The sequence below is a fragment of the Caballeronia sp. LZ028 genome (assembly GCF_031451415.1).
GTDB classification, from domain to species: Bacteria; Pseudomonadota; Gammaproteobacteria; order Burkholderiales; family Burkholderiaceae; genus Caballeronia; species Caballeronia zhejiangensis.
In genome coordinates, this window is record NZ_JARUXN010000001.1 from 995,608 (window position 1) to 1,009,388 (window position 13,781).

At 65.7% G+C, this 13,781-nt stretch carries 9 protein-coding genes; 5 read left to right on the plus strand and 4 right to left on the minus strand.

All coding sequences use genetic code 11. The features are described 5' to 3' along the window. Positions 1-98 precede the first annotated feature (98 nt). Both argH and QCE58_RS04675 read right to left on the minus strand, forming a co-directional pair. The gene (gene argH / locus QCE58_RS04670) at positions 99-1,502 is read right to left on the minus strand and encodes an argininosuccinate lyase (RefSeq protein ID WP_008351007.1); all 1,404 of its coding nucleotides are present in this window, start codon (positions 1,500-1,502) and stop codon (positions 99-101) included. A 55-nt stretch (positions 1,503-1,557) separates the two neighbouring features. Beyond that, positions 1,558-2,364 (minus strand): helix-turn-helix transcriptional regulator, encoded by an 807-nt coding sequence (locus tag QCE58_RS04675; RefSeq protein WP_008351005.1) that lies wholly within the window; start codon positions 2,362-2,364, stop codon positions 1,558-1,560. Between the two features lie 103 nt (positions 2,365-2,467). Between QCE58_RS04675 and QCE58_RS04680 the strand changes: the two genes are divergently transcribed. Further along, on the plus strand, positions 2,468-3,232 hold the full coding sequence (locus tag QCE58_RS04680; protein ID WP_008351004.1) for a class I SAM-dependent methyltransferase: 765 nt from the start codon (positions 2,468-2,470) through the stop codon (positions 3,230-3,232). A 753-nt stretch (positions 3,233-3,985) separates the two neighbouring features. Here the strand turns inward: QCE58_RS04680 and ppc are convergent. Beyond that, on the minus strand, positions 3,986-7,063 hold the full coding sequence (gene ppc, locus QCE58_RS04685) for a phosphoenolpyruvate carboxylase (protein WP_250520983.1): 3,078 nt from the start codon (positions 7,061-7,063) through the stop codon (positions 3,986-3,988). Positions 7,064-7,398: 335 nt separating this feature from the next. On the opposite strand from ppc, the gene hemC reads away from it, so the two are divergent. The 4 genes from hemC to QCE58_RS04705 all read left to right on the plus strand — a co-directional run bounded on the left by hemC (position 7,399) and on the right by QCE58_RS04705 (position 13,432). After that, positions 7,399-8,406, plus strand: coding sequence for a hydroxymethylbilane synthase (hemC, locus tag QCE58_RS04690; protein WP_250520984.1), 1,008 nt, complete (start codon positions 7,399-7,401; stop codon positions 8,404-8,406). Continuing rightward, a complete protein-coding gene (hemDX, locus tag QCE58_RS04695) occupies positions 8,406-10,475 on the plus strand; it encodes a fused uroporphyrinogen-III synthase HemD/membrane protein HemX (protein ID WP_250520985.1) in 2,070 nt (689 codons plus the stop codon). The genes hemC and hemDX overlap by 1 nt, the downstream gene beginning before the upstream one ends. Continuing rightward, a complete protein-coding gene (locus tag QCE58_RS04700; protein WP_008350996.1) occupies positions 10,475-11,668 on the plus strand; it encodes a heme biosynthesis protein HemY in 1,194 nt (397 codons plus the stop codon). Before hemDX ends, QCE58_RS04700 begins: the two co-directional genes overlap by 1 nt. A gap of 186 nt (positions 11,669-11,854) precedes the next feature. Next, positions 11,855-13,432 (plus strand): GDSL-type esterase/lipase family protein, encoded by a 1,578-nt coding sequence (locus tag QCE58_RS04705; RefSeq protein WP_250520986.1) that lies wholly within the window; start codon positions 11,855-11,857, stop codon positions 13,430-13,432. 19 nt (positions 13,433-13,451) lie between these two features. On the opposite strand, the gene QCE58_RS04710 is transcribed toward QCE58_RS04705, so the two are convergent. Then, a complete protein-coding gene (locus tag QCE58_RS04710) occupies positions 13,452-13,775 on the minus strand; it encodes a rhodanese-like domain-containing protein (protein ID WP_008350991.1) in 324 nt (107 codons plus the stop codon). Positions 13,776-13,781 lie beyond the last annotated feature (6 nt).

Below are 13,781 nucleotides of genomic sequence, written 5' to 3' on the forward strand. Positions count from 1 at the left end.
AAAATAAGGTGCATCGCGCGCGAGACATGGCGTCGCGTGCGGAAACGAAAAGGCCGTCCTTGCGAACGGCCTTCGAGATCAGCAACGCGACAATGCGATCAGAGCGCCGCGCGCGCCGCTTTCGCCGCCGCGCGCACCTGATCCGGCGCGGTGCCGCCCGGATGATTGCGGCTCGCGACCGAGCCTTCGAGCGTCAGATAGTCGAACACGTCTTCGCCGATCAGATGCGCGACGTTCGGCAGTTCGATACGCATCGCGTCGAGCGACAGGTCCGCGATATCGCAGCCGCGATCGTCGCAGATACGCACCGCGTGCGCGACGGCTTCGTGCGCGTCGCGAAACGGCAGGCCGCGCTTCACGAGATAGTCGGCGAGATCGGTGGCGGTCGAGAAGCCTTGCAGCGCGGCCGCGCGCATCGCCTGCGGCTTCACCGTGATGCCCGCGGCCATTTCCGCGAAGATGCGCAGCGTATCCGCGACCGTATCGACGGTATCGAACAGCGGCTCCTTGTCTTCCTGATTGTCCTTGTTGTAGGCGAGCGGCTGGCCCTTCATCAGCGTGAGCAGCGCCATCAGATGGCCGTTCACGCGGCCCGTCTTGCCGCGCGCGAGTTCGGGCACGTCGGGATTCTTCTTCTGCGGCATGATCGACGAACCCGTGCAGAAACGGTCCGCCAGGTCGATGAAGCCGACGCGCGGGCTCATCCACAGCACGAGTTCTTCGGAGAAGCGCGACACGTGCGTCATGACGAGCGCGGCCGCCGCCGTGAATTCGATCGCGAAGTCGCGGTCGGACACGGCGTCGAGCGAATTCGCGCAGATGCCGTCGAAGCCGAGCGCCGCCGCGACCGCGTGACGGTCGATCGGATAGCTCGTGCCCGCGAGCGCCGCCGCGCCCAGCGGCAGACGGTTCACGCGACGGCGCAGATCGCGCATGCGCTCGGCATCGCGCGAGAACATTTCGACATAGGCCAAAAGGTGATGCCCGAACGTGACCGGCTGCGCGACCTGCAGGTGCGTGAAGCCCGGCATGATGGTGTCGGCATGCTTTTCGGCCATGTCGATGAGCGCGACGCGCAACTCCTTCAGCAGCTCGCCGATGCGGTCGATTTCGCCGCGCAGCCACAGGCGGATGTCGGTCGCGACCTGATCGTTGCGCGAGCGGCCGGTGTGCAGGCGCTTGCCCGCATCGCCGATCAGCGCCGTCAGGCGCGCCTCGATGTTCAGATGCACGTCTTCCAGATCCAGCTTCCACTCGAACTCGCCGCGCTCGATTTCGCCCTTGATCTGCGCCATGCCGCGCTCGATGGCGGCGAGGTCGTCGGCGCTGATGATCTTCTGCGCCGCAAGCATGGACGCGTGCGCGAGCGAGCCTTGAATGTCGACGAGCGCGAGCCGGTTGTCGAAGAACACCGACGACGTGTAGCGCTTGACGAGCTCCGACATCGGCTCGGAGAAGCGAGCCGACCAGGCTTCGCCTTTTTTGTGGAGTTGGGACGTCATGGTGATGTTTTCAGCGGTTCGGGCTTCGGGAAGTCGACAATTTTAACATTCGGCACTATTCCGATCCGACCAGAATCACGAGCTTCAAATCCTCGCGATGCGCGGGCTTGAACGTGATCTGATTGAACACGACGCGCCCGCGCGACGGATGATTGAACGCGCGCTCGCCGCCTTCGCGCTCGAACACGTCCTGCGACGCCCAGTAGCGCGCGAAGGCATCGCTCGCGGCGGAGAGATCGTCGATGAGCGCGCGCGTCGGCGCATCGTTCAGATGGCGGATCGAATCGGCGCGGAATTCGGCCGCGAGACGCCGCGCGCGCGTTTCCCAGTCGACGATCAGCGCGCGCGCCGCCGGCGACGTGAACGTGTACGTGAGCAGATTGCGGTCGTGCTCGCCGTCGAGCCAGCCGACGAACAGCGCCGACGCATGCTCGTTCCAGCGCAGCGCGTTCCACTGACGATCGAGCACGTAGGCGGGCGCGCCGATCAGCCCGACGGTCTGGAGCAGCGCGGCGGGCGCGTCCTGCGAAGCCGGATCGGGCTCGGCGGGATCGCGCTGGGCGGCGAGCTCGAAAAGATACGCACGTTCGGCGCGCGACAGTTGCAGCGCGACGGCGATGCGCGCGAGGGCATCGGCGGAAGCGGACACGGGCCGGCCTTGCTCGATCCAGGTGTACCAGGTCGGGCTCACGCCGCACAGTTGCGCGACTTCTTCGCGGCGCAAGCCGGGCGTGCGGCGGCGCGGGCCGGGCGCGAGTCCGACCGCTTGCGGCGACAGCCTTTCGCGATGCGCGCGGATGAACTCGCCGAGCGCGTGCGCGGACGTTTCGGCGAGGGTTTCGTTCTTGTCGATGTGATTCATGCGTGGCAGGTGGTGTACATACCAGAATAACTGCACAACTTGTACTGGTACAAAGCGGGTTCTATTGTAGCGACACAAGACCACGACGAAACCGGAGCCCACGATGAAACACCACGATCAGGTCGCAGACGCATTCGGCAGCACCGCTGCCGCGTATCTCACGAGCGCCGTCCATGCGAGCGGCGCGGATCTGCAGAATCTCTCCGCGACGTTCGCGGCCACTTGCGGCAACGCGCGCGTGCTGGACATGGGATGCGGCGCGGGACACGCGAGCTTTGCGATCGCGCCGCACGTGCGCGAAGTGGTGGCGTACGACATCGCCCCGCAGATGCTCGCGACCGTGGAAGCCGCCGCGAAGGAACGCGGCCTGACGACGATTCGCACGCAGCAGGGCGCGGCCGAAACGCTGCCGTTCGCGGATGCGTCGTTCGACTGGGCCGTGAGCCGGATGAGCGCGCATCATTGGCGCGACGTTTCGTCAGCGCTTGCCGAAGTGCATCGCGTGTTGAAGCCTGGCGGGCGGCTGAAGTTCATCGATATCGCGGGCATCGACGATCCGCTCTACGACACGCACATTCAGGCGATCGAAATCCTGCGCGATGCGTCGCATATCCGTGACTATCGCGCCGACGAATGGATCGCGATGCTCGATGCCGCCGGTTTCGATGCGCAAATCGCCGAGCGCTGGCGCATCCCGCTGGAATTCGAGTCGTGGGTGACGCGGATGCGTACGCCGGCCGAGCGCGTGACGGCCATCAGATCGATGTGGGCGAGCGCGCCGGATGAGGTGCGGCAGTATTTCAACGTGAAGGATGATTGCTCGTTCGAGCTCGATGCGGTGATGGTGGAGGGGAAGCGGCGTGGTTGAAGATTGTTGGATGTCGCTCGATCCTCGGGTTCGTGTCGGTGACGGTTGTTGATTTCGCCGGATCCCTTATTCGCGTCGGTCTATTAGCGTTGCCCCTGTGCGGGGCGGCAGTCACTTTCTTTGCTGCTGCAAAGAAAGTGACCAAAGAAAGCAGCTTTTCAGGCCCGCGGTCACACGCAATTTGGGTAGTTCTCTCGTCCCAGGTGGCACTCGCCTAAGGAGTGCCCTCATCACAATCACCCGGCTTGGCTCGCGCACGGTCTGCCACATCGCACCACACAACGAACTGGTTCAGCACCAAACAGCTCCAGCCCGCTTCGCGGCCGACCGGTTAAGCGGGACTGCCAGTGCTTCGCTATTAACATCGCTATCGCACTGCGCACGCAAACCGATGGTTTCCCTTGCATGCCCTACGGCAGCGCGAAGCGCTGTGCCGAAGCTATTTCGTGCTGAACCAATGTTCTGAACACCTTCGGGCGGCAGACCGTGCGCGAGCCAAGCCCGATTGGTCCTTTGAGGGCACTCTTTAGGCGAGTGCCGCCCGGGACGAGAGAACTACCCAACGTGCGTGTGACCGCGGGCCTGAAAAGCTGCTTTCTTTGCCTACTTTCTTTGCAGCAGCAAAGAAAGTAGGTGCCGCCCCGCACAGGGGCAACGCCAATAGACCGACACGAAATCGGGATCCGCCGAAACCCACGCATACATCGAGGCAACGTTGCATCCCGAACCAAAACGCCCCGCCAAGGGAAGGCATCAGCCGGTATTACGCAACCCCGCGGCAATCCCGTTGATCGTCAAATGAATCCCGCGCCGCAGCCGCACGTTCTGATCGCCCGCGCGGTGACGCTTCAACAGCTCCACTTGCAAGTGATTGAGCGGATCGAGATAAGGGAAGCGGTTCTTGATCGAACGCGCGAGCAGCGGGTTGTCCGAAAGACGATCGATCTTGCCGGTAATTTCGCCGAGCACGTCGCACGTGCGCTGATGCTCCGCGACGATCTTGTCGAACACGGTCTTGCGCAGCTTCTTGTCGGTGACGAGCTGCGCATAGCGCGACGCGACGGCGAGATCGGTCTTCGCGAGCACCATGTCCATGTTCGACAGCAGGTTCTTGAAGAACGGCCACGTCTTGTGCATCTTGCGCAGCGTCGCGAGACGTTTCGCGCGTTCATCGTCGGAACCGGCGCGCTCGAGATACGCCGTCACCGCGCTGCCGAAGCCGTACCAGCCCGTCAGCAAGAGACGGCACTGGCCCCACGAGAAGCCCCACGGAATCGCGCGCAGATCCTCGATCTTGCGCTGCTTCGGATCCTGCAGCTTGCGCGACGCCGGCCGGCTGCCGATGTTCAGCTCCGCGATCTCCGAAATCGGCGTCGACAGGAAGAAGTAGTCGGTGAAGCCCGGCGTCTCGTAGACGAGCGCGCGATACGCGGCCATCGCGGAATCGGAGAGCGTCTGCATCGCCGCTTCGAATTGCGGCAACTGCGCGGGCGCGTTCTCGTGCGGCAACAGCGATGCTTCCAGCGTCGCGGCGACGACCGTCTCCAGATTGCGCCGCCCGATTTCCGCGTTCGCGAACTTGCTCGCAATCACTTCGCCTTGCTCGGTCAGGCGGATTTGCCCGTCGACGGTGCCGGGCGGCTGCGACAGAATCGCCTGATACGTCGGGCCGCCGCCGCGTCCGACCGTGCCGCCGCGTCCGTGGAAGAGGCGCAGCGTCGTGCCACGCTCCTTGAACAGCGTGACGAGCGCCAGTTCCGCGCGATACAGCTCCCAGTTCGACGTGAGGAAACCGCCGTCCTTGTTGCTGTCCGAATAGCCGAGCATCACTTCCTGCTCGTTGCCCTGATTTTCGATGAGCTTGTCGATGCCCGGCAGCGCGAAGAATTCGCCCATGATGACCGGCGCGTTGCGCAAGTCGGCGATGGTCTCGAAGAGCGGAATGACCATCAGGCCGTCGCGCGGGGAATCGTCCTTCGCGCCGAGATAGCCTTGCAGCACGCCCGTTTCCTTCTGCAGCAACATCACTTCCAGCAAGTCGCTGACGGTCTCCGTATGCGAAATGATGTAGTTGCGCACCGCGCGCGCACCGAACTTCGCGCGCGTCTCGCGGGCCGCTTCGAGCACGCCGAGCTCGCTTTTCGCGAGATCGGAATATTGCGCGTAGGGAAGGCGCAGCGGGCGCGGCTGCGCGAGCTCCTTCAGCAGCACTTCGCGCTTCTGCTCTTCGGTGAGCGACGCGTAATCCTCGACGACGCCCGCACGCGCGAGCAGCTCGCTCACGACGGCCTCGTGAATGTCCGAGCTTTGCCGCAAGTCGATGCTCGCGAGATGGAAGCCGAACACTTCGGCGGCGCGCGCGAGCGGCGACAGACGCAGGCTCGACATCGACGCGCCGTGATGCTCCGCGAGCGAATCAATCAGCACGTGCAGGTCGCGCACGAATTCGGAGGCATCGGCGTAGGGCGTCGCGCGAATCTGCGGTGCGCCCGGACCCGCGCTACGCACGGTCACGACGCCTTCGCCGAGCCGCACGCGCGCGCTCGCCGCAAGCCGCGTGTAGATGCCGATGAGCGCGCGCCGATACGGCTCGTCCTTGCGATGCGGCGACTGGTCGGGCGAGGCATCGGCGAGTGCTTTCAGGGCATCGCTCGAACCGGCGAGCAGGTCCGACACGGACAATTCCGCGCCGAGCTTGTGCGTCTCTTCCAGATAGTGTTCGAAGATGACGATCGCCTGACGCGTGATCGCGTTTTCGAGCGTTTCGCCGGTGACGAACGGATTGCCGTCGCGGTCGCCGCCGATCCAGCTTCCCATCTGAAAGAACGGCGGCAGGCGCACGGGCAGGCCGTGTTCCGCGAGCGCGGCTTCGATATCGGCGTAGAGCGCGGGAATTTCGGCGAGAAAGGTCGCGCGATAGTAAGACAGCGCGTTGTCGATTTCATCGGCGACGGAAAGGCGCGCGTCGCGCAACATGCGCGTCTGCCACAGCGACGTCACGCGTGCGCGCAGCACCGCTTCGTTCTGTGCGCGTTCGCGCGCGGTCAGTTCCTGATCGCGCTCGGCGAGCAGACGCGCGATATCGTGTTGCGCGTCGAGAATGCTCTTGCGCGAGACTTCGGTCGGATGCGCCGTGAGGACGGGTACGATCAGCGCATCGCCGAAAAATCTCTCGAGCAGTTTGCGCGTCGCGCTGATGTTCTTGTGCTCGCGCATGCGCTCGATCGCATACGCGATGGTGCCCGGCTGCGAACCCGAGCCCGCGAGCGCGTGAATGCGCCGCCGGCGATTGTGATGGCGGTCTTCGGCGATGTTCGCGAGATGCGAGAAGTAGCTGAACGCACGCACGACCGACACCGTCTGTTCCGGCGACAGCGCGCGCAGCTTCTTTTCGAGCGTCTGCGAGGCTTCGACGTCGTCCTCGCGGCGGAACTTCACGGCCGTCTGACGAATGGCCTCGACGACCTCGAACACGGCGTCGCCTTCCTGCTCGCGCAGCACTTCGCCGAGCACACGCCCGAGAAAGCGGATGTCTTCGAAGAGCGGGCGGTCCTTGTCGTCGCGCGTGCGGCTCGCGGGCTTCGGGGGCTTCGCGGCTTTCGCGACGGCCACGCCGTTGGGGCGCGGCGTTTTGAGCTTCGTCGGCGCGGTCTTGGTCGCGATGGCTTTCTTCGCGAGCTTCGGCGCGATGGCCGCTTTCGAAGCCTTCGCGGCCGTCGCGGCCTTCGTCGTGACGATGGGCGACGACGCCGCGCGCGGCGCGTCGGAGGAGGAAGACTTGGGCAATGCGGCGTTGCGGCGCGCCGGGCGAGCCGATCCGGATGACGTCACGTTGGGTTCCTCTCGAAAGCTGCGAAGCCAGGGTACATCGACATGATCCGGCGACCTCGACGGGCGCCGCATCGGCAGAAAATCGCGGGCCGCGCGAACGGCCGTGCGTCAAACCGGCGACAGCATGCCGCGGCATTCTTCGCGCCCCGAAGCGTTCATCGCGCGCGACGCGGCCGGGGCCGTCGTTCACGCCGCTAGGAACACACCACGGACGCCCCGAAAGGCGCATCGGACAAGGCTCTCGCGCGCTGCCCGGGTGTCGGTGGACCTTGGCGTGCGTGCTACCATTGTTCGCTAATGTCTATTCATCCATCCCGTCATTCGATCGAGCATCAATGAATTCCGAGACGCATTCAACGACACCGCCCGCGAGCATCATCATCGCTTCGCGGGAAAGCCGGCTTGCGATGTGGCAAGCCGAGCACGTGCGGTGTGCGCTGCACAAATTATATCCATCTTGCGACGTGAAAATCCTCGGAATGACGACGCGCGGCGATCAGATTCTGGATCGCACGTTGTCGAAGGTCGGCGGCAAGGGTTTGTTCGTGAAGGAGCTCGAAGCCGCGCTCGCCGAGGGCCGCGCCGATCTCGCCGTGCATTCGCTCAAGGACGTGCCGATGGAACTGCCCGAAGGCTTCACGCTCGGCGCCATCATGGAGCGCGAAGATCCGCGCGACGCTTTCGTGTCGCCGCATTACGCATCGCTCGATGCGCTGCCTGCGGGGAGCATCGTCGGTACGTCGAGCCTGCGTCGCGAGTCGATGATTCGCGCGCGCTTTCCTCATCTCGAAGTGCGGCCGTTGCGCGGCAATCTCGATACGCGTCTCGCCAAGCTCGACCGCGGCGAGTACGCGGCGATCATCCTCGCGGCGGCGGGTTTGAAGCGTCTCGGTCTGGAAGCGCGCATCCGTGCGCTGCTCGATCCGTCCGAGAGCTTGCCGGCAGCGGGGCAGGGCGCGCTCGGCATCGAGATTCGCGCGGACCGCGCCGATCTCGCCGCGTGGCTCGCACCTTTGCACGATGAAAACACCGCGCTCGCGGTCGAGGCGGAACGCGCGGTGTCGCGCGCGCTCGGCGGCAGTTGCGAAGTGCCGCTCGCCGCGTACGCTGTATGGCGCGACGGCGCGCTGAATCTGCGCGGCGCGGTGTCGATGCCCGACGGCAAGCGCGTGCTGCGCGCGGAGGAAAGCGCGCAGGCGCCCGATCTCGCCGCCGCGCTCGCGCTCGGCCAGCGCGTGTCGTCGGATCTCGAAGCGCAAGGCGCGATGGATATCGTCGCCGCGCTCAGCACCATGTCGCGCGCCGACGGCCCGAACACCGCGCCCTCGGGGCCGAAGTCCTGATGGCGAGCGAGCGCCGCGCCACCGTCGTCGTCACGCGTCCCGCCGGACAGTCGTCCGCGCTGCTCGCGCTCCTTGCGAGCGCCGGCTTCGACGCGCTGGAATTTCCGCTCATCGATATCGCGCCCGTCGCCGACGATGCGCCGCTGCGCGCCGCGCTCGACGAGCTTTTTCTGCCGCCGGAAGCGCCGGGGCGCTATGCGCTCGTCGTGTTCGTGTCGCCGAATGCGATCGATCATGCGTTCTCGCGGCTCGCCGCGCCGTGGCCCGTCGATTTGCCCGTCGCGGTCGTCGGTCCGGGCTCGGTCGCGGCGCTCGCGCGTCAGGGCGTGCACGCGCCGTCGCATCGCGTGATCAGTCCGTCGGCGCAAGCGCTCGATCCGCGCTTCGATTCCGAGGCGCTCTTCACCGCGATCGAAGCGCATTTCGGCACGAACGGTCTCGAAGGCAAGCGCGTGCTGATCGTGCGCGGCGACGGCGGCCGCGAATGGCTCGCCGAGCGGCTCGCGCAAGCAGGCGCGCGGGTCGAAAAGGCCGCCGCCTATCGCCGCGTGTTGCCGGAACCGTCGATGCAAGAGTGGGAGCGCATCCACGGATTGCTGGCCGGAGAACCGCACGCGTGGCTGCTGACAAGCTCGGAAGGCGTGCGCAATCTCGACGAGCTCGCCCACGAACATCTCACCGCCGACGAAATCGTGCTGCTCAAGCGCGCGCCGCTCGTCTGCCCGCACCCGCGCATCGCCGAGGCCGCGCGGGGAGCGGGTTTTGATAGGATTACGGTGTCCGGCGCGGGCGATGAGCGCAACGCGCACGCGCTGGAAGCGCTGTTCCCGCTCCAACGGGATCCGGAGGCTCACGCGCACGCGAGCGCATCGGCTTCGATAAATTCCTCATCCGCGCCGACGGACGCCAATCCGGCCACCGCGCCGGCCCAACAAACGGCTCAATCACGCATGACTGATTCGAACGATTCCAAGAAAGCTTCACCTCAGCCGAACGTGACACCGCCCTTGCCGCCGAACACGCCTTTCACGCCTTATGAGCAGCAGAAGAAGAACGGCGGCGCGGGCATCGTGGTGTTGTGGTTCGTCGTCGTCATTCTGGCGGTGGCGGCGGGCGCGGGCGCCTTCGTCCTGAACCGCAAGTTCGAGCGCACCGACGCGCAACTGTCGCAGCGCCTCGCCCAGTCCGACGAGCAGAACGCCGATCTGCGCGCGAAGGCCGATCAGGCCGCGAGCGCGACCACCGCGTTGAACACGCAGATCATCCAGTTGCAGGGCAAGCTCGCCGATGCCGAAGCGCACAGTCAGGCGCTGCAGCAGCAATATCAGGATCTCGCGAGCAATCGCGACGACTGGACCGTCGCCGAAGTCGAGCAGATTCTGTCGAGCGCGAGCCAGCAGTTGCAACTCACCGGCAACGTTCGACTCGCGCTTTTCGCGCTGCAAAGCGCCGACACGCGTCTTGCCGCGACCACCGGTCCGCAGGTCGTCGCGATCCGCAAGGCGATCGCGCAGGACATCGACAAGCTGAAAGCCACGCCGACGACCGATCTCACCGGTCTCGCGATCAAGCTCGACACGGCCATCGACCAGATCGACCAGTTGCCGCTTTCGGGCGAGGCGCCGATCGCCCGCGCCCGCGCGCAGGCCGCCGAGCCGGCCAACAGCGCGTCGATCGCGGCGGCGACCGGCGAGCCGCGCTGGAAGGTGCTGTGGCATCAGATCACGAACGGCATCGGCCAGCAGTTGTCGAGCCTCGTCTCGGTGCGCCGCATCGATAACGCCGATGCGATGCTCACATCGCCCGATCAAGGTTATTTCGTGCGCGAAAACGTGAAGCTGCGGCTGCTGTCGGCGCGTCTTTCGCTGCTGTCGCGCAGCGAGCCGACGCTCAAGTCGGACCTGCACGCCGCCGACGCCGCGCTCGGCCGCTACTTCGATGCCTCGTCGAAGAAAGTGCAGGCCGTGCGCGAGCTCGTGAAGCAGGTCGATCAGGCGTCGCTCGCCGTCGCCGTGCCGAACCTGAACGCGAGCCTCGCCGCCGTCCATCAGTTCAAGCGAGGCGGATGATGACGATTCGTGGACTCATCTGGCTCGCGCTGCTGTTCGCCGTCGCGGTGATCGTCGCGACCGTCGGCGGCTTCAACAACGGACAAATCCTGCTCGTGATACCGCCGTATCGCGTGGACATGTCGCTCAATCTGTTCGCGGTCGCGCTCGTCGTGCTGTTCATCGTGCTGTACGCGATCATCCGCGCGGTGCGTGGCGTCTGGAAGATGCCGTCGCGCGTCGCCGCGTACCGCACGCGCAGCAAGATCGCGAAGGCGAATGCGTCGCTGCGCGATGCGGTCGGGCATCTGTACGCCGGACGTTTCTCGAAAGCCGAGAAGGCCGCGCGCGATGCGTTGTCCGTCGAAGACAACAAGGGTGCGGCCGGGCTGATCGGCGCGAACGCGGCGCATCGTCTGCACGAATATGCGCGCCGCGACGAGTGGCTCGCGCAGGTTTCCGGCGCCGACTGGCAGGACGCGCGCCTGATGGCCACCGCCGACATGCGCGCCGATGGCCGCGACGCCGACGGCGCGCTCGTCGCGCTCACCGAAATGCAGGCGCAGGGCGGCCGGCGCATCCACGCGCAGCAAATCGCGCTGCGCGCGCAGCAGCAATTGAAGAACTGGGGCGAAGTGCTGAAGCTCGTGCGGATGCTGGAGAAGCGCGAGGCGCTGCATCCGGCGGTCGCGGTGCGGCTGCGCCAGGTCGCGGCGGAAAATCTGCTGCGCGATCGCCGGCATAACCCGGACGCGCTGCTCGAACTGTGGCAATCGCTGTCGGCGACCGAGCGCCAGTCGCCGCGTCTCGCCGATCTCGCCGCGGAACTGCTGATCGCGCTCGATCGTCGCGCGGAGGCGAAGAAGATCGTCGAAGACGCGCTCGCGCACAACTGGGACGCGCGGCTGTTGCGGCGTTATCCGGACTGCATCGTCGGCGGCGACGCTTTCCCGCTGATCCAGCGCGCCGAAGCGTGGCAGAAGGAACGCACCGAAGACGCCGACCTGCTTTTCACGCTCGGACGTCTCTGCCTGCATCAGCAGTTGTGGGGCAAGGCGCAGGCGTTCCTCGAATCGGCGCTGAAGCTCGCCGACAACGAACCGCTGAAGATTCGCACGCATCGCGCGCTCGCCCGTCTGCACGAACAGCTCGGCGACGCGGACAAGGCCGCGGAACATTACCGCGCAAGCGCGCTGGCGATGAACGTCGTCTGATTGCGCTCGCCTGACGCGTTCAGGAACGGGCTGCACGGGCGCGATGCTCATGCAGCCCATTTTTTTTGCACGCGCTTTCCGGACCGGCGTTTTTGCGTTGTCTGTACGCCACCGCACGGCCGATGCGCTTGTAAGATGGTCTAGTTTCCTTCCACCGATACGAGGATCGAAAGAAAAGGAGGCGGCGTGAGACGGGCGCTACACACATTGATCGGGCTTGCGCTCGTCGTTTTTCTGTCCTGGCCCGATACGTCGCATTACTTCGCGCAGGGCGTTATCACGTCCGCGCCGTGGACCGGAACCTGGGCCGCCGCGCCCGATGTCACCGCCGACCGGGGCTTCAACAATCAGACGATTCGCCACGTCGTGCGGACGAGCATCGGCGGGACGGCGGCGCGCCTGACGTTCTCCAATCTGTTCGGCACGCAGCCCGTTACGCTCGGCGACGTGCATGTCGCCCGTCGCGCGAGCGGCGCGCGGACGATCGCCGGCAGCGACAAGGCCGCGACCTTCAACGGGCAGACTTATGTGACGATTCCCGTCGGCGGCACCGTCCAGACCGACCCCGTTCCGTTTCAGGTGCCGGCGCTCGCGGACATCTCCGTGAGCTTCCATATTCCGTCGCAGACGCCGCCGGGATCGACCGGGCACGTCGAGGGCTTGCAGGACAACTGGATCGCACCGGGCGACGTCAGCGCGGACCCGGCGTTCACGGGCGGCGTCGTAAACGCGGCGGGCGAGCAGTCGTACTATTTCCTCACCAATGTCGATGTGATGAACGCCGCGGCGACGGGCGCGGTGGTCACCTTCGGCGCGTCGATCACGGACGGAATCGCGTCGACGCCCAATACGAACCGGCGCTGGCCGAACCGCCTCGCGGAGCGGCTGATCCGCTCAGGCATGACGGTCGGCGTGCTGAATCAGGGCATCAGCGGCAACGATTTCTTCACGAACGGTTCGGGCCAAGCCGGGCTGACGCGCTTCGCCCGCGACGTGCTCGCGCAGTCCAACGTCAAATGGGTGATCGTCTCCGACGACGCGGTGAACAATCTCATCAGCGGCAATCCGCCGAGCGCGCAGCAGCTCATCGGCGCGTATCAGCAACTCGTTCACCAGGCGGCCGCGGCGAAAGTGGGCCTGATCTGCTCGACGCTTACGCCCTTCGAAGGCCTCGACGAATGGACGCCCGAGATCGAGAACACGCGCCAGACGGTGAACGCTTATCTGCGCAGCAAGAGCAGCGGTTGCGATGCCGTGCTGGATCAGGCCGCAGCGCTGGGCCACCCGGCCGGCGCGCACGACTCGACGGCGTTCGCGCGCGCCTACAACAGCGGCGACGACCTTCATCCGGACGATGCCGGCATGCTGGCGATCGCCAATGCGGTCGATCTGGGCTGGTTAGCCGCGCTGCCGCCGATCAACGCGCCGACAGCGTGCGGGCGCATCGCGATGGGCGAGGGCCTTGCGGAAGGGCAATCGATCGCGGCGTGCAATGGAAACGTGCAGGTGAACTTGCGCGGCGACGGCTATCTCGTCGCGGTGAAGGATGGCGCGACGATCTGGTCATCGCAGGTGAGCGGCACGCCGGGCGTCGAACTGCGCATGCAGGAGGACGGCAATCTGGCGATGTACGACAACAATGGCGCGACGGTCTGGCAGACGCACACGTCGGGGCATCCGGGCGCCTACGCGACTATCTTGCCGAACGGCTATCTCGTCATCTTTTCGGCGCGCGGCACCGCACTCTGGTCGAGCGAGGGATGAAGCGCCGCGCCGAGCGCTTTCAGTACGTCGGAACCGACGGATCGACCTGACGCGACCATGCGTCGATGCCGCCGTAGAGATTGAACGTCTTCGTGAAGCCGCGCGATTCGAGGAACATCGCGACCTGTGCGCTGCGCGCGCCGTGATGGCAGATGCAGACGATCTGCGCTTCGTCGTCGAGTTCTTCGCTGCGTGCGGGGATGTCGCGCATCGGAATCGACACGATGTTGTCCATCTTCGCCGTCTGGATTTCCCAAGGCTCGCGCACGTCGAGCAGAACGGGAGCGGGGCGCGACGAATCGGCGAGCCACGCGGCGAGTTCGGGTGCGGTCAGGTTTTGCATGGAGAT